The sequence below is a fragment of the Rhodococcus sp. MSC1_016 genome (genome assembly GCF_023667485.2).
GTDB lineage: Bacteria > Actinomycetota > Actinomycetes > Mycobacteriales > Mycobacteriaceae > Rhodococcus_F > Rhodococcus_F oxybenzonivorans.
Map to the genome: position 1 here is coordinate 4384687 of NZ_JAMOZI020000001.1, position 16641 is coordinate 4401327.

Below are 16641 nucleotides of genomic sequence, written 5' to 3' on the forward strand. Positions count from 1 at the left end.
GCCGTCGTCGCCGGGCCCATTGGCCGCGGCGGTTTCACGCTCGGTCTCGGCCCCTTGCGCGAGGTCCGTAGTCCGTGACGTGTATGGCCTCTCCTACGACCGTCCAGGCAGGAACACCGAAGAATACGTACAATCTGACCGCGCTATTCCGCGGCGAGGGCGTGGAGTTTCGCGGCGATTGGGCGACGACCAGCGCCAAACCGCATGCTGCCGCTTGTTCACGACGTGCCGGTTCTGTTGTCTGCCGTGTCACCGCACATGTTGCGGGTGGCAGGCCAGGCCGACGGCACGGTCCTGTGGGTGGGGTCGGCGGAAGTGCGACTCGCACATCGCGCCGGTGATCCAAGCCGCAGCGGTAGGACGACCCGCGCCCAGGATTGTCGCCGGGCGTTTCGTGGCTCTCCACGACGACGCCGACGAAGGCCGCCCAGCCGTTGCACCGACGGTCACGGTGTACGCCGGGATGCCGAACTACCAACGCGTCCTCGATGTCGGCGGGGGGCTCGCCATGCCAGCGGAGACGGGCGCAAAGCCGTGTCCAGCGGGTGTTGCAACATCTTTCCCCAGTGCGAAGGCAACGGAACCGACTGGGCACCGCATCCCGAAGGTTATGAGTTCACCTGCTGCGGCTCATCACTCGGTCTGCAGCCTCCCAATGTTCGTCGGCAACCCAGAGCCGCGCGAACGCCGTGACCGCCTCGGCTGCGGAGGCGCCCGCCATGACACGCTTGATCTCACCAGCCGAGTTGTTGGCCAGCGACAGGGCCAGCGAACGCCAACCATCCTCGAAGGACGTCCTGGGCATGACCAGGTCCACCAATCCGAGACGTTCGGCTTCTGCCGCGTCGAGTACGGCACCCGAGCCGGCCAGCATGAGGGCCTTGCCCGGGCCGACGAGCGCGGCGAGCCGCTCGGCGCCACCCCATGCGGGCATGATCGCCAGTGCGACCTGGTTGAAGCCAATCTTGATGTCGTCGGCGGCTACCCGGATGTCGGCGGCCACGGCCACCTCTGCCCCACCGCCGAGAGCGTGGCCGTTCAGCGCGGCGACGACCGGCGCCGGGAAGTTCGCGATCTGGTCGCAGACCGTACGCATCCGGCGCGCCATGTCTGCCGCCTGCTCCTCGGTTCTGAGTTTGCTCAGCTCTTTGAGATCTCCGCCCGACACGAAGGCCCGGTCACCGGCTCCCCTGATCACCAGCGCCTTGGCCCCGGCCGCCGCATCGAGCGCCTTCTCCAACTGATCCATGGTCTCCGGCGCGATGGCGTTGCGAGCATGCGGTCGATCGATGGTGATGACCGCCAACTCCTGCTCCAGCTCGAGGTCGACCATGCGCTGTTCTCCATTCCGATATTGGCATTCTTGTTTAGTGAGAATATCATATTCACAGCTGGCAGACGCCGGCCGGAGCGAGTCCCGACGCCGCGGTGCCGACCTCGGCGCGGCTCCGTCCACGGGTATTGGAGCTCTCACATGCGGCACGTCCCCCCCGAACTGATCAGACGCTACGAAGAGGAGGGATGGTGGACCCACGACACCATCGGAGACCTGCTCAGGCGCGGTCTCGAGGCCGCCCCCGACACTGAATTCCGGATTCACTCGACCGTTCGTCCGTGGTCGGGAACCTTCGGTGACGTCGAGCGCGTTGCCCGTCGACTGGCGGGCGGATTGCGTTCTCGCGGAGTCGGTCCCGGAGACGTGGTCGCCTTCCAGTTGCCCAACTGGATGGAAGCGGCCGCTGTTTTCTGGGCGTCTGCCTTCCTGGGCGCCACCGTGGTCCCGATCGTCCACTTCTACGGGCGCAAGGAACTCGGATACATCCTCAGCGAGACCAAGCCGCACGTCTTCGTGACCGCCGAACGATTCGGGCGGACCGAGTACCACGCCGATCTGTGCGCGGACGTGCCCGTCGTGGGTGTCGTGGGCCGCGACTTCGACGACCTGCTCGATGAGGACCCGATGCCGGGTACCGTCGAAGCGGATCCGGCGGGTCCGGCGCTGATTGCCTTCACCTCCGGCACCACGAGGGCCCCCAAAGGTGTCATTCACAGTCATCAGACACTGGGCCACGAGACGCGACAGCTCGCGGGCCTCTACCCGTCGGACCGGGGCAAACAGCTCACTGCCGCTCCCGTCGGCCACTTCATCGGCATGGTGAATGCCTTCCTGATCCCCGTTCTGGACGGCACGGCAATCAATCTGACCGACACGTGGGATCCAGCTCAGGCGCTGGCGCTGATGGAGAGCGACGGGCTCACCGTCGGCGGCGGGGCCACCTACTTCGTCACCAGCCTCCTCGACCATCCTGATTTTGCGCCCCGGCATCTGCCGCACATGAGGTACGCGGGCCTCGGCGGGTCTTCGGTCCCCTCGGCGGTGACCACTCGGCTGGCAGATCTGGGCATTACCGTGTTCCGCTCGTACGGCAGCACCGAACATCCGTCGATCACGGGCTCGCGGTACACGGCACCCGAGGACAAACGGCTGTTCACGGACGGGGACGCCCTGCCCGGAGTGGAGGTCCGGTTGGCGGCCGACGGTGAGATCCTCAGTCGTGGGCCCGATCTCTGCGTCGGCTATACCGATCTCACCTTGACGGAGGCAGCGTTCGATTCGGACGGCTGGTACCACACCGGGGACATCGGCACGATCGACGAAGACGGTTACCTGACGATCACCGATCGCAAGGCGGACATCATCATTCGCGGCGGCGAGAACATCAGCGCCCTCGAGGTCGAGGAAGTTCTCCTCGCCATGCCCGAGGTCGCGGAGGCGGCTGTAGTTTCGGCGCCCGACGCCCGCCTCGGGGAGCGAGCGGCCGCCGTTCTGCGCCTGCGCCCCGGACACGCAATGCCCTCGATGGACGCCGTCCGCGCTCACTTCGAGCGAGCCGAGATCGCGCGGCAGAAGTGGCCGGAGGAACTGCACCGAGTCGACGACTTTCCGCGGACCGCCAGCGGCAAGATCCAGAAGTTTCTCGTGCGGTAGGACATTGCGGCACTCGCCAGAAGAGAATAGTATTCTCGTAAACCGATAAGGAGGATCTCATGCCAGTGAACGACTTGCCGTATCCGCTGTTCGACGCGGACAACCACCTGTACGAGACCGAGGAGGCCCTTACCAAGTTCCTTCCCGAGAAGTACAAGGATGCGATCAAGTATGTGCAGGTCGACGGCCGCACCAAGATCGCTATTCGCGGCCAGATCAGCGATTACATCCCCAACCCCACCTTCGACGTGGTCGCTCGGCCCGGCTCGATGGAGGACTATTTCAAGAACGGGAACCCCGAGGGCAAGAGCCGGCGTGAGATCTTCGGCAAATCGATGAAGTCGATCCCGGCCTTTCGTGAGCCTGCCGCTCGTCTCGAGCTGCTCGACGAGCTGGGCGTGCAGCGGACACTGATGTTCCCGACCCTTGCCAGCCTCGTCGAGGAGCGCATGCGTGACGATCCGGACCTGATCCATGTTGTCGTCCACGCGCTCAACGAGTGGCTCTACGAGACATGGAATTTCAACTACCAGGACCGTATCTTCACCACACCCGTGATCACGCTGCCGAACGTCGACAAGGCGATCGAGGAGCTGGAGTGGGTGGTCGAGCGAGGCGCCAGGGCAATTCTCATCCGCCCCGCACCGGTACCCGGCTACAAGGGTTCCCGCTCGTTCGCCCTCCCCGAGTTCGACCCCTTCTGGAAGCGTGTCGTCGAGCTCGACATCCTCGTCGCGATGCATTCCTCGGACAGCGGTTACGCCCGGCACGATGCAGAGTGGGAGGGCAGTGACGGCGAAATGCTGCCGTTCCAGACGAACACGTTCCGGATGGTCAACGAATGGCGGCCCGTGCAGGACACGGTGGCCTCGTGGGTCTGCCACGGCGCGCTGTTCCGCTTCCCCGATATCAAGCTCGCTGTCATCGAGAACGGCTCGAGTTGGCTGAAGCCCCTGCTCGACGTCCTGGCCGACACGTACAAGAAGGCCCCCGAGGGCTTCGGTATGCAAGATCCGGTGGAGGCGATCAAGCGCAGCATCCATGTCAGCCCCTTCTATGAGGAGGGCGTGACCGACCTGATCGACTTGATCGGTGTCGACCAGGTGCTGTTCGGGTCCGACTACCCGCACCCGGAAGGTCTGGCACAACCGCGGCACTTCGCCGACATGCTCGGACACCTGGAAGAGAAGGACCAGGCCAAGATCATGGGCGGCAACCTCGCGAGGTTGATGAATCTATGACGTGGGAGACCATCCCCCAGATGGTCCTGAGCGCGGGCGACCGCTTCGGCACTGCCGAAGCGGTCGTCGACGGGCCGCTTCGGATCACCTTCGCCGAACTCGCCGGCCGAGTTCGGCGAGCCGCAGGGGCATTCGCTTCGGCCGGCATCGACAAGGGTGACCGGGTGGCCCTCTGGGCACCGAACTCGGCCGAATGGATCGTCGCCGCGTTCGGTCTGCTGACCGCCGGCGGCGTGCTCGTTCCCGTGAACACCCGGTACAAGCAGGACGAGGCCGAAGACATCATCCGGCGCAGCGGCGCGAAACTTCTGCTGGTCGAGCAGGGTTTCCTCGGTGTCCGGTACTCGGGACCCGATGGTGTGCCCGTGATCGATCTCAAATCGGGCTTTCTCTCGGACGGCCAGCCCTTCGAGTGTGAGGTCAGCGGCGAAGACATCGCCGACATCATGTACACGTCCGGTACGACCGGCCGCCCGAAGGGCGTCATGATGAATCACCGCCAGACGCTCCGCCTCTTCTCGGAGTGGTGCGATCTGGCGGATCTGCGGGAAGGTGACCGCTATCTGATCGTCAATCCGTTCTTCCACATGTTCGGTTACAAGGCAGGTGTGATCGCCTCCCTCATTCGGGGCGCCACCATCCTGCCGGTGCCCGTACTCGACGTCGATCGGGTACTCGAACTGGTGGAGAAGGAGAGGGTGACCATGCTGCCCGGTCCGCCGACCCTCTATCAGTCGCTTCTGGCAGCGCAGGGGAACTGGGATCTGGCGTCCTTGCGTGCAGCGGTGACCGGTTCAGCGGATATCCCGGTCGAACTCATCCGGCGAATTCACGACGAACTGCCGTTCGAGACCATCATGACCGGGTACGGCCTCAGCGAGGGTGGGACGGCAACCGCCTCGCGGCCCGGCGACACCTTCGAAGAAATTGCGACGACCGTCGGCACACCCTGCGAGGGAGTCGAATTGCGGATCGCAGCCGACAACGAAGTGTTGATCCGGGGTTACACCGTCATGCAGGGTTACCTCGACGATCCGGCCGCGACCGCGGAAGCCATCGATGCCGACGGCTGGTTGCACACCGGGGATCTGGGGACCCTCGACGACGGGGGCCGGTTGCGCATCATCGGCCGCAAGAAGGACATGTACATCGTCGGCGGTTTCAATGCCTATCCGGCCGAGATAGAGGGATTCCTGCTCGAGCACCCTGCAGTCGACCAAGTAGCGGTGATCGGCGTTCCCGACGAGCGGCTCGGACAGGTGGGGAAAGCGTTCGTGGTAGCGAAAAAGCCTGTCACCGCCGAAGAGCTGATCGCCTGGAGCCGTGAGCGAATGGCAGGGTTCAAGGTGCCGCGGACCGTAAGGTTCGTCGACTCGCTCCCGTTGAACGCCACCGGCAAGGTCATGAAGGAGCACTTGAAAGATCTGGTGGGGTAACACCCTCCCGAACCACGCTCGGCCGCGCGAAGACAGGACCCGGCGTAGACGCACAGAACTCACACTTCGACGTAGGAGGTCCGCAATGGACACCGACAGCGCGATGATCGAATTCGCCATCAAATGGCGACATTGGGACGGCGGACCCGACGAGGACATCTTCGTCGAGTTCGGTATTCCCGCATACCAGTTCTTCTTCCGACTGCGCCGGCTCCTGTCCACCCACCGACAGCATCAGCTGACGCCCCACCTCGTCACGCAACTAACTGATATCTGTGACAGCAGATTGCATGTGCCGCAGACCCGAGCGGGATGATGTGGGCGACGCAAGCAAAAGGACACACATGAGAGACTTCACCAACTTCGACATGCTCCGCGCGGCCGCCGGGACCGAGATCGGCACCAGTGACTGGATCACTGTCGACCAGGAACGTATCGACCGCTTCGCGGCCGCCACCGGTGATGATCAATGGATCCACGTCGACACCGAGCGCGCCGCGAGTGGTCCTTACGGCTGCACGATCGCACACGGATTTCTGACGCTCGCTCTACTCGCACCGATCACCCAGCAGGTCATGACTGTCAGTGGCGCCCGTATGGCCCTCAATTACGGGCTCGGTAAGACACGGTTCATCACTCCAGTGCCCGTCGGTAGCCGAGTTCGCGGTACCGTTATGCTCACCTCCGTAACCGACGTCCCCGGCGGTGTGCAGGTCGAACGAACCGTCACGATCACCACCGAGGATGCGCAGCGCCCCGCCTGCGTCGCCGACAATCTTGTGCGATACCTGGCTTGACGTACCAGAAGGGGTCGGCCAATTCCACGTCAGTCTCGGTCACGAGTGGCCTGATCCGCGACCCACGCCGCAATTTGGGTCCGGGACGTGAACCCGAGTTTGGTCAGAAGGTGTTCGACGTGCCCCTGGGCGGTGCGTGGCGAAATCACAAGGCGAGCAGCGATGGCCCTGTTGGTCAGCCCATCGGCGACGAGTGCAGCGACCTCACGTTCTCGCTTCGTCAGTGTAAATGAGTTTGCGGCCGAAGGCTGCGCCTTATCGCTATCCACAGCTTGTTCACGGAGCGCGTACGCGATCGCGGCGTCGAAATCGAGGCACCGGCCTTCGTTGTGAGCCAGCTCGAACGCCTGTTCACCGAGCTCCTGACGAACTGTCCGCTTGCATTGCTCGTGGTGCATCTGCAACTCGGGGAACAACGCCGTGAAGCTGCCCATCGACCGCGCCAACTCCTCGGCCGCGCCCATCAGTACTGCGGCTCGCTTCACGTCCGGTCCGGCTGCCGCGGTCCAGGACAGTACCTCGAGACAGGCTGCGGCAGTGAGAAATCCGCTTCCCTCCCGGGTCAGCCGTAAGGACTTCTCGACTAGCTCTGCCGCCCGACTGGAATTTCCCTTCCGCCAGAGGGCAACAGCCATGGCCCTCAGAGCGTACGACCGGTACAGCACTTCGCCGCGGGTTTCGGTGACCGTGAGTATTTGCTGACAGCATTCGATCTCGCGCTGCAACTCGTCGAGCTGTCCATACGCCCTCCCGAGTAACTGCAGAACGCCTATGCGTGCGGCATCATCCTTACTGCCGAACGACGCAAGGACACTCTCGAAACGGGCACACGCCTGGGCCAAATTCCCGCTGTACAACGCGAGGCTGCCTTCGGCGCGTTCGATGATGGCCTGCATCCTCGGGTCGGCCGTCTGTTCGGCTATGGCACGCGCCTCTTCCATAAGGGCATTCCCCGCCTCGAGGTCTCCCTGCAACCCGGCCAGCACAATGCCCGCGCACAGCGCACTTGCTCGTTCAACCGTCGGTTCGCCGGACGGATCGCCAAGGAGTCGACCGAGCCAGTGCCGACCCTCACTGAACATCGCCCGTGAGTTCCAAAACGGAAACATGGCGTCGGCGATCCGCAGACCAGTGCTGGAGTTGTCGGATACAGAGAAATCCAGTGCGTCCCGCAGATTCGGCTGCTCCCGCGTGAGCCTGGCAATCCATTCAGTTTGCCGTGAACTGATCCAGTCGGCCTTCGCAGCCAGCGTCAGGCGCTCACACCAATCCCGATGCAGTCGGCGCAGTTCTACATACTCGCCACTCTGCCGCAGCTTCTCCCGACCGTACTCACGCAACGTTTCGAGCAGGCGGAAGCGCACCACCGCCCCGGATTCCTCCCGATTCAAAACTGACTTGTCTACCAGCGACGTCACGGCTTCGAGCAGCTCCTCCGAAGCCATGCCGACGCCGCACACCTGCTCGGCGGCGTCCAGCGAGAAGCTGCCCGCGAACACTGACGCCCGTCCCCACACCCGTTGTTCCTGCCGAGTACACAGCTCGAAGCTCCAGTCGACACACAACCGCAACGTCTGCTGGCGTGGCGGCGCCCTTCGACTGCCGCGGGTCAAAAACGCATACCGGTCGGTGAGCCGCTGCAGGATCTGCTCCGGCGACATCACCCGCAACCGGGCGGCCGCCAACTCGATCGGCAATGGCAATCCATCCAGCCGGTAGCAGATTTGCGCCACAGCGGCCTTGTTTTCCTCGGTCAGTTCGAACCCGGGGACCACGGTGGTGGCGCGATCGGCGAATAGCGAGACTGCGTCGTAGCGAGGCAGGCCCCGCAGCGACGGCTCCTGATCCAGCTTCGGCACCGTCAGCGGCGGTACCCGCAATGTGGCCTCCCCGCCGATCCCGAGAGGCTCGCGGCTTGTCGCAAGAATTCGTAAATCCGGACAGGTCTTCAACAGCGTCTCCGCCAGCTCCGCGGTCGCGTCCAGCACTTGCTCACAATTGTCGAGTATCAGCAGCAGCTCCCGCGTCGCCAGGAACTCGACCAACACGTCACCCAACGGCCGTGCCGGGTGATCGCTCAATCCCAGCGCGGCGGCCACCACCCCGGTCAGCAGTGAGTCGTCGGAAAGTTCTCCTAACTCCACCAGCCACACACCGTCGCGGTACGCACGTTGGACCCTCTCGCCCACGCGCCGCGCCAAGCGGGTCTTGCCGACACCGCCTATCCCGGTCAAGGTCACGAGATGTGAAACCGAGAGCATGTGCTTCACGTCGCCGGCTTCAGTACGGCGACCGACGAAACTGGATAGTTCGAGAGGAAGATTTCCCCTCATACTCCGAACGGCGTTCGCGGACGAGTAGTGCACTAGGTCAACTTCCTCCACGGAGTCGAGGACGGAGCGGACGGTGGCCTCTCGCAGCAGTGTGGTCGGCGTGGCGGACAGCGCCATTTCGTCAATCCCGAAGCCGTGCTTGCGCTGCATCTCACGAAGTTCGCCACCCAGTCGTGTAGCTGACGGCCGGGCCTGCGGATTCGGTGACATCGCTTGTTCGATGAGTGCGGCTACGTCGTCCTCTACGCCGCGCTCACGCAGGTCCGGCATCGGCTGCTTGGTGATCCGCACGAACTGGGCGACCACCTGCTCACCGCTTCGCCGCTCGAACGCCGCGTGACCAGTCAGAGCGCTGAAGAGAGTGGCACCGAGGCTGTAGATGTCCGAGGCTTGGCTGGGCGATTCACCCTTCAGTACCTCCGGGGCAGTGAACGCCGGTGAACCGGTCACGACGCCGGCGCGGGTCTCGAAGCCGCCGGCGATGTGCGCGATCCCGAAATCTGCAAGCGCTGGCTCACCGTAGTCGGTCAGAAGAATATTCGCGGGCTTGACATCGCGATGCAGAACGCCGAGCCGATGCACCGCCGCCACAGCCCCGGCCATCTTCACCCCGAGGGTCAGCACATCCGACAACGAAAGAGGACTGTGCGTCCGGATCCGCGTCTCCAGCGACCCCTGCGAGTGGTACTGCATCACGAGATAGGGACTGTTGCGCTCGGTTGCGCCCACCTGCAGGACATTGACGATGTTCGGGTGCCCGCTCAGCCGGCCCATCGCGCGCTGCTCCCGGAAGAAGCGGGCCCGATTTTCCTCGTCGAGATCGGTGGTGAGTACCTTCACCGCGACGGTGCGGTCCAGTTCCGGCTGGGTACAGCGATACACCACACCAAAGCCACCGCGCCCGATTTCCTGGACGTCGACGAACCCCGCCGCTTCGAGCTCCGCGGCTACCGTGGGAACAACACACCGCTGCGTGTCGACTGGATCGTCTTCGTTCATAGCTCGGCCAACTCATCTGTTCGCGACCCCCGGCGCTGGGCAGACCGCACTAGCTCTCGTCCGGGGTCCTTCGATGATATCGCCACCGCTACGTGATCCGAAGAGACACACAGGTCCGAATACGGTCGGTCCACCCGGCCTGGGATGCGCGCACGGAGTCGCCCAGCATCGACAACCGAGGAGCATGCGTCGACTGGTGGAACAACGACTTCGTGTTGTCACAGGGTGGGCCCAATCGGACGCCGTCGACGGTGGCCGACAGCGTCCTATTGTCGATCTTGCACGCATTACAGCTGGCCACGCGCAGCCCCGGTGATCACGGCAGGTGCCGGAGGGCCGGCACCTCATGCGGAAGTTACTTCTTCGGTGCCTGCGGAGGTAGCGGATAATGGCAGGCGACGAATTGGCCGGGTCGCACTTCCCGTACCTCGGGTTCGTCTGTGGCGCACTTTTGTTGTGCTTGTGGACAACGGGTACGGAACCGGCAACCCGTCGGCGGCGCCAGGGGCGAGGGCACGTCACCTTCCAACGCCGGACCGGCGAACCCCTTCTCGGGGTCGGTCAGCGGCACCGAGTCGAGGAGAGCGCGGGTGTAGGGATGCGCGGGATCGTCGTAGACTTCGATCGAGTCACCGAACTCGCAGACCTTCCCGAGGTACATGACCATCACATTGTCGCTGACGGTCCGCACGACACCCAGGTCATGGGCGATGAAGACGACCGTCAGATCGAACTCGGCCTTCAGTTCCTCGATCAGGTTGAGAATCTGGGCTTGGACCGACACGTCGAGCGCGGAGACCGGTTCATCACAGATCAGGAGCCGGGGGCCGAGCGCCAACGCCCGGGCGATGGCAACCCGCTGTGCCTGTCCACCCGACAGCTGACGGGGCAGCATGTCCGCGAACCGGTCCCCGGCCAGGCCGACCTGTTCGAGGACGGCAGCGGAGGTGGTAGCACGCTCGGACGATGGTGCACCGGCCACTGCCAATCCCTCGACCACGATGTCCTTGACGGATCGGCGCGGATTGAGCGAGCCCACCGGATCTTGGAAGATCATCTGCATGTCGCGTCGTAGCGCGCGCATGCGTTTCTCGTCCACTTCTTCGATCCAATCGTCACCGAATCGGATGCGTCCCGCGGTGAGGCGGTCGAGCCGTAGCACGGCCCGCCCCGTAGTGGACTTGCCACATCCGGACTCTCCGACGATGCCGAGGGTTTCTCCGGGCAGCACGTCGAAGCTGATCTTCGACACTGCCTGCACGGTGCCCGCGCTTGTCGGATACTCCACGACGAGATCCTGCACACTGAGCAGTGCCTGCTCGCCGCGGAGGTGAGCGCTACCGCTACCAGCCATGATTTCCACCTCCGGACAGTGCGGATGCCGCCGTGGCAACCGGGTACACACAGAACACGTCATGGTCCACGCCCACGGACTGCCGATCCGGACCGGAGCTTCGACATTCCTCATCGGCATATTGGCAACGGGGTGCGAATCGGCACCCCTCCGGGGGTTGGGTGGGATCCGGAAGTGAACCCGCGATCAGGCGCAGCGGCGCATGCCGTTCGTGGTCGATGGTGGGGGTGGCGGCCAGCAACGCTTCCGTGTAGCGATGCCTCGGGTCCTCGAATATCTCGCGGGTAGAGCCGATCTCGGCGAGCCGACCCGCATACATGACCGAGACGCGGTCGGTGCGGCCCGCAACCACAGCGAGATCGTGGCTGATGAGCATCATCGCCATACCGCGTTCGCGCTGAATCCGGCGGAGCAAATCGAGGATCTGCCGCTGGATCGTAACGTCCAGCGCAGTGGTCGGCTCATCGGCAATCAGCAGGTCCGGTTCGCACGCCAAGGCGATGGCGATCATCACCCGCTGACGCATGCCCCCGGACATTTCGTGCGGGTAGTTGCGGAGCCGTCGTTCCGGGTCGGGCACCCCGACCTCCCGCAAGAGGTCGAGGGCCCGGCCGTGTGCCTCGGATCGGGTGATGCCCAGGTGCCGGCGCATCCCTTCGGTGAGTTGCCGCTCCACTCGCACTACCGGGTTCAGAGATCGGCCGGGGTCTTGGAAGACCATGGCAATTTGCTTACCCCAGATGTCGAGACTCTCCTTCTTGCTCAGAGACAGCAGATCCCGGCCCTGGAAGGTCACCTCACCGGAACGGGCCGAGCGCGGCGGCATCAACCCCATCACCGCCCGGGCCAATACGGACTTGCCGGAGCCGGACTCCCCGACGATCCCCAGTGCCTGTCCCGCGTCCACCGTGAAGGACACGTCGTCCACGGCGCGCACAGTCCCACGCGGAGTGCCGATGTAGGCACGCAGATTTTTCACTTCGAGCAATGACCGAGTATTCATGTGAGCCGGCTCCATCCTTCCGTTGGCGGCTGGGTCCCTCAGCTGCCGACTACTTCGTGGTCCACAGCTCTTCGGGCAACGGCGAACCCCAGGTGTACAAGTCGACACCGTTCATGTCTTTTCCTACGACGACGGAGGGCACCGCCCGGACGTACCAGAGACCCGGATTCAGCTGAACAAGCCGCTTCTGTACCGTCTCGTATGCCACCTTGCGCTCCTCGACACTCTCGGCAGTGCGACCGGTGTCGAGCGCTGTGCTGAGTTCAGGATCATTGATGCCCGTGAAGTTTCCAGGCGAGGCGCCGTGGAACGCAGTCCATAACGGGAAGTCCGGATCCTGTACCACTGCGGAGGAGATGATCATGTCGAAGTCCCGCGCGGCCGCGCGTGCGGTCGCCACTGCGAAATCCACGACCTCAATCTTGGCCTCGACGTTATCGAACGCACTCAGCTGAGCTTGCAGACCTTCGGCAACGGCTTTGCTTTCCGTCGTCGTGTAGGACAGGAAGGTGAACGAGACCGGCTTGCCCTCGGCGGCCAGTTCATCGAACAATTTCTGCGCCTCCTCACTGTTCGGCGTAGGCAGTGGGATATCGGCGTAGTACGGCGAGGATTCCTCGAACAACGTCTTGGGAACGACGCCCTCGCCGTTGTAGACGATCGTGTTCAGTGCATCCAGGTCCACGGCGAGGGCGACCGCCCGGCGTGCCCGCTCGTCATCGAACGGAGCTCGACGGAAGTTCATGGCGACGATCTGACCGCCACCGGTGGGTACGACCTCGGTCTGGAGTCCAGCACCTTCCGCCTTGTTTAAATTGGCCCAGCTCGTCTCCGACGCCAGATCCGCACCACCGGTCATGATCGTGTTGACCCGCTGATTGCTGTCACTCACCGTCTTGATTGTCAGGCCGTCGAGATACGGCTTCGGTGCATCCCAATAGCCGGGGTTCTTCTGCAGTTCGATCTTGTCCTGCCGGACCCAATCGACCAGAGTGAACGGTCCCGCGCCGACCGGATTCTCGTCGAAAGACGCCTGCCCCTTCTGAAGCGCCGTCGGCGACGCAATCCAATTCAACGCACCGGCGACCACGGACTGGCCGAAGTGCGGATTCGGCGCCACCAGAGTCACCTTCAGTGTGGTGGGGTCGATGACCTCCGACGACGCCACCTGGACCGCCTGGCGAATGGTCGTCGATCCCAAGGCGGGGTCGCGCAGCCGGTCCCAGTTGAACTTGACCGCGGCCGCGTCGAGCGGGGTGCCATCGGTGAACTTCAGGCCCGGCTGCAGCGTAAGAGTGAACGTGGCTCCGCCGTCAGTGGTAGAGAATCCGGTCGCCATCTTGTATTCGAGATCGAAAGTCTCGAGATTGTTGATCATCAACGTTCCGTATAGAGCGTTGCCGAGCACCGGCTGGTGGGCCCAGGTATTGGACAGGCTGGCGGGATCGAGGTTCCGCGGCTCACCGGTCTGCAGCACGCGAGCCACACCACCGGCGACGGGTTCACCACCCTCGGACTGGCCGCCGCCCGCGGAACCCGTGCCACCGCAGGCGCTGAAGAGCAGTGCTGCGGCGCATGCCGCAGCCACCGCGGTCAGAAGACGTCTGGATCGAAACATCATGAACCTCTCGGGAAGGTGGAAGCTGGTAATGCAGATATGGGTGGCGAAGGACCTCGCCGGTTCAGTCGTGCATGGTCCGGTCGAACTTGGTGCGGAGATGATCGCCGACCTGGTTGAGGGCGAAAACGGTGAAGAAGATGACCAGTGCGGGCACGAACACGAGGTGTGGTGACGTGGCGATCGCGTCCTTGCCGTCGTTGATCATGCCGCCCCAGCTCGGTTGCGGCGGGGGAATTCCCAACCCGAGAAAACTCAACGATCCCTCCGCCACGATCAACGCCGCCATCACGATCGGCAGATACGCCGCCAACGGAGCCAACAGGTTCGGCAGGATCTCTCGAAAAAGTATCCGAAAATTACCCGCGCCGATATTGCGGGCAGCACGAACGAATTCGCGCGATGCCCACGACATCGTGTTGGCCCGCGACAACCGAATGAACGCCGGGATCACCAACAACGTGAGCCCCAGCAATATCGTCGGCACGCTGGGTTCGAGAATCGACGCCAACGCCAGTAGGAGAATCAAGGGTGGGAACGCCAGCATCGCATCCGCCACCAGTGACACGCCGGCATCGAGACGCTTACCGAAGTAGCCGGCGAACAGTCCGATCAACGACCCGATTCCAAACCCCACCAATCCGGCTACCGTACCCACCACGAGCGAGACCCGGGCGCCGTAGATGATGCGTGACAACATCGACCGACCCAACGTGTCCGTGCCCAGCAACAGATCGAGTGAGCCGAATTGCGGATTCAGTCGCGGCGCCCCCACCGGAGTGGCGAACGGAGCCAACGGCAGTACGCCGGCCAGCAACGCCGCCGCGATCAACACCACCAGCCACAGCACCGACAGATACACCAGCAACGACCGGCGCTTGCGAATTACCGGAACCGCCGGCAACTCCACCCCCGGACCTGGATCCGTATGTACTGTCTTATCTACCGCCACATCGGTCATGCTCCGGCTACCTTTCGCACCCGCGGGTCGATCACTGAGTAACTCAGATCGACGACCGTGTTGATCCCCACATAGACCACCGCAATGAACACCACGATGCCCTGCACCATGATCACGTCACGCGAGGTGATCGACGACGCCACCAACTGCCCCAGACCCGGTAGCCCGAACAATGTCTCGACGATGACCGTCCCTCCGATCAACCGTCCCAGATTGATCCCCGCCACCGTGATCAAAGAGAAGGAGGAGGGCCGCAGCGCATGCCGGAACATCACGTATCCGGCCGGCATTCCCTTCGCCCGCGCCGAGGCGATGAAGTCCTCCCGTAACGTCCCGATTAGATCGGTACGGAGCAACCGGTGAAAGGAGGCGATCTCTGTCAACGCAATCGCGATTGCGGGCAACATGGCACTACGCAGATTCGGCCCCAGCCCCTCACTGATCTGCGACCACCCCATCACCGGGAACCACTGGAACTGAATCGCGAAAAAATAGATCAACACCGGGCCCGCGATAAATGCAGGCACCGACAAGAACACCGCCGACACTGCATTCGTACCCCGATCGAGCGCACTGCCCGGCCGCGAGGCCGACACCACCCCCATGATGAGAGCCACCGCCAGCGCGATCGTCAATCCCATCGCCGCGAGCTGCAACGTTACCGGCAACCGCTCCACGATCGCCTCCCGGACCGACTGTCCGGTCAACGGCGATGTCCCCAGGTCACCCCGCACCGCGTCGGAAAGCCACGACACATACTGTGACCACAGCGGGACATCGAGACCGAGCTCGGCATTCATCGCTGCCACCGCGTCCGGCGTTGCATTCTCGCCCAGAATCACCTGAGCCACCGACCCCGGCGCCAAACCGAGCAGCGCCACCACCGCAAGGGTTACCAGTAGCACCACCAACACGCTGCGGCCGACCCGCTTCGTAACCGTGAGAACCATGGAACTCACCTTTCGGATAGGGAAGGGACGGCGTTCTCGTCCAGCGTTACCGCGCTGAGCTTTTCGAGATAGCACACTACTTCTGTTTGGTCGGCTGCCGGATCGAGATCCTCGACCGCTTCCTCCCACATGCGACCCAGCGCGTCACCGAGGACCGTGGAGGCATCGAGCTGCCGCGCCAGATCGAGGGCAATTCCGATGTCCTTGCGCATCAACCGGGCGCTGAACCCCGACGCGAATGTTCGGGAGAGGACGAAGTTCTCGTACTTGGTCTCCGTTGCCTGATTTCGACCGCTGCCGGCGTTGATCACGGACAGCAGTGTCGCGGGGTCGATACCGAACTTCCGTCCCACGAGAAGTGCCTCGCCGGCGGCCACCAAACCGTTGGCGGCGAGGAGGTTGTTGAGCGCCTTCGCAGCGTGCCCCGATCCGACCGGCCCGACACGGATGATCTGTCGACCCGTCGATTCGAGCAACGGCAGTACGGTGTCGATCGCCGACTGGTCGCCTCCAACCATCACAGCGAGATCCGCGTTTCTTGCGCGCGCTACCCCACCGCTGACCGGGGCGTCGACGACATCGATTCCTCGCACTGCCGCGGCCTTCTCGATCGCCTGGGTGCGAGCGGGAACGCTCGATCCCATGTCGACGAGGATGCTCCCCGGCTTCAGGCAGGAAAGCAAGCCGCCGTCAGCGAGTACGACCTGGTCGACGATGTCGCTGTTGGGCAGGACGAGGACGACTATGTCGCAGTCCGCCAGCTCGGCGGTGTCCTCTGCACCGGTAGCGGTGGGATTGTCGTCGATGAATCGTTGGCGGGCCTCCGGGTCGGCATCGTGCACGACGATCGGCTGTCCGGCGCCGGCGAAATTGCGTGCGATCGGACTGCCCATGGCCCCGAGCCCGATGAAGCCCACCTTGCTGTGTGGCAGCGGAATCTTCGGAGCGTCCACCTGGGCT

At 63.7% G+C, this 16641-nt stretch carries 13 protein-coding genes; 5 read left to right on the top strand and 8 right to left on the bottom strand.

Annotated elements, in window-relative coordinates:
- Positions 1-616: 616 nt before the first annotated feature.
- Complete coding sequence (locus L1080_RS20360; protein WP_159919477.1) at positions 617-1333, bottom strand: enoyl-CoA hydratase/isomerase family protein; 717 nt, start codon at positions 1331-1333, stop codon at positions 617-619.
- Positions 1334-1474: 141 nt separating this feature from the next.
- Here L1080_RS20360 and L1080_RS20365 point away from each other — a divergent pair, with 141 nt between their 5' ends.
- The 5 genes from L1080_RS20365 to L1080_RS20385 all read left to right on the top strand — a co-directional run bounded on the left by L1080_RS20365 (position 1475) and on the right by L1080_RS20385 (position 6463).
- Entirely contained in the window at positions 1475-2989 is a 1515-nt protein-coding gene (locus L1080_RS20365) for an AMP-binding protein (protein WP_250770887.1), read from the top strand.
- 59 nt (positions 2990-3048) lie between these two features.
- Positions 3049-4230 (top strand): amidohydrolase family protein, encoded by a 1182-nt coding sequence (locus L1080_RS20370; RefSeq protein WP_208962600.1) that lies wholly within the window; start codon positions 3049-3051, stop codon positions 4228-4230.
- The gene (locus tag L1080_RS20375) at positions 4227-5666 is read left to right on the top strand and encodes a FadD3 family acyl-CoA ligase (protein ID WP_250770891.1); all 1440 of its coding nucleotides are present in this window, start codon (positions 4227-4229) and stop codon (positions 5664-5666) included. Before L1080_RS20370 ends, L1080_RS20375 begins: the two co-directional genes overlap by 4 nt.
- An 85-nt stretch (positions 5667-5751) precedes the next feature.
- Positions 5752-5982 (top strand): DUF3263 domain-containing protein, encoded by a 231-nt coding sequence (locus L1080_RS20380; RefSeq protein WP_159919469.1) that lies wholly within the window; start codon positions 5752-5754, stop codon positions 5980-5982.
- 28 nt (positions 5983-6010) lie between these two features.
- Positions 6011-6463, top strand: coding sequence for a MaoC family dehydratase (locus tag L1080_RS20385; RefSeq protein ID WP_159919467.1), 453 nt, complete (start codon positions 6011-6013; stop codon positions 6461-6463).
- 29 nt (positions 6464-6492) lie between these two features.
- On the opposite strand, the gene L1080_RS20390 is transcribed toward L1080_RS20385, so the two are convergent.
- The 7 genes from L1080_RS20390 to L1080_RS20420 all read right to left on the bottom strand — a co-directional run bounded on the left by L1080_RS20390 (position 6493) and on the right by L1080_RS20420 (position 16634).
- On the bottom strand, positions 6493-9795 hold the full coding sequence (locus tag L1080_RS20390; RefSeq protein WP_250770894.1) for a protein kinase domain-containing protein: 3303 nt from the start codon (positions 9793-9795) through the stop codon (positions 6493-6495).
- A gap of 355 nt (positions 9796-10150) precedes the next feature.
- Positions 10151-11149 (bottom strand): ABC transporter ATP-binding protein, encoded by a 999-nt coding sequence (locus L1080_RS20395; RefSeq protein ID WP_250770898.1) that lies wholly within the window; start codon positions 11147-11149, stop codon positions 10151-10153.
- Positions 11139-12152: an ABC transporter ATP-binding protein gene (locus tag L1080_RS20400; RefSeq protein ID WP_250770901.1), complete on the bottom strand. Its 1014-nt coding sequence runs from the start codon at positions 12150-12152 to the stop codon at positions 11139-11141. Before L1080_RS20400 ends, L1080_RS20395 begins: the two co-directional genes overlap by 11 nt.
- Before the next feature lie 49 nt (positions 12153-12201).
- Positions 12202-13770, bottom strand: a complete 1569-nt coding sequence (locus L1080_RS20405) for an ABC transporter substrate-binding protein (RefSeq protein WP_250770904.1) — start codon at positions 13768-13770, stop codon at positions 12202-12204.
- Positions 13771-13834: 64 nt separating this feature from the next.
- On the bottom strand, positions 13835-14731 hold the full coding sequence (locus tag L1080_RS20410) for an ABC transporter permease (RefSeq protein WP_159919457.1): 897 nt from the start codon (positions 14729-14731) through the stop codon (positions 13835-13837).
- Positions 14728-15681 (bottom strand): ABC transporter permease, encoded by a 954-nt coding sequence (locus L1080_RS20415; RefSeq protein ID WP_159919455.1) that lies wholly within the window; start codon positions 15679-15681, stop codon positions 14728-14730. Before L1080_RS20415 ends, L1080_RS20410 begins: the two co-directional genes overlap by 4 nt.
- 5 nt (positions 15682-15686) lie before the next feature.
- On the bottom strand, positions 15687-16634 hold the full coding sequence (locus tag L1080_RS20420) for an NAD(P)-dependent oxidoreductase (protein WP_268962613.1): 948 nt from the start codon (positions 16632-16634) through the stop codon (positions 15687-15689).
- Positions 16635-16641 lie beyond the last annotated feature (7 nt).

Bases quoted from the DNA above. Each gene is read 5' to 3' on its own strand.
- L1080_RS20380 (WP_159919469.1), top strand. From the start codon at position 5,752: ATGGACACCGACAGCGCGATGATCGAATTCGCCATCAAATGGCGACAT.
- L1080_RS20365 (WP_250770887.1), top strand. From the start codon at position 1,475: ATGCGGCACGTCCCCCCCGAACTGATCAGACGCTACGAAGAGGAGGGA.
- L1080_RS20375 (WP_250770891.1), top strand. From the start codon at position 4,227: ATGACGTGGGAGACCATCCCCCAGATGGTCCTGAGCGCGGGCGACCGC.
- L1080_RS20410 (WP_159919457.1), bottom strand. From the start codon at position 14,731: ATGACCGATGTGGCGGTAGATAAGACAGTACATACGGATCCAGGTCCG.
- L1080_RS20405 (WP_250770904.1), bottom strand. From the start codon at position 13,770: ATGTTTCGATCCAGACGTCTTCTGACCGCGGTGGCTGCGGCATGCGCC.
- L1080_RS20395 (WP_250770898.1), bottom strand. From the start codon at position 11,149: ATGGCTGGTAGCGGTAGCGCTCACCTCCGCGGCGAGCAGGCACTGCTC.
- L1080_RS20385 (WP_159919467.1), top strand. From the start codon at position 6,011: ATGAGAGACTTCACCAACTTCGACATGCTCCGCGCGGCCGCCGGGACC.
- L1080_RS20390 (WP_250770894.1), bottom strand. From the start codon at position 9,795: ATGAACGAAGACGATCCAGTCGACACGCAGCGGTGTGTTGTTCCCACG.
- L1080_RS20400 (WP_250770901.1), bottom strand. From the start codon at position 12,152: ATGAATACTCGGTCATTGCTCGAAGTGAAAAATCTGCGTGCCTACATC.
- L1080_RS20360 (WP_159919477.1), bottom strand. From the start codon at position 1,333: ATGGTCGACCTCGAGCTGGAGCAGGAGTTGGCGGTCATCACCATCGAT.
- L1080_RS20415 (WP_159919455.1), bottom strand. From the start codon at position 15,681: ATGGTTCTCACGGTTACGAAGCGGGTCGGCCGCAGCGTGTTGGTGGTG.
- L1080_RS20370 (WP_208962600.1), top strand. From the start codon at position 3,049: ATGCCAGTGAACGACTTGCCGTATCCGCTGTTCGACGCGGACAACCAC.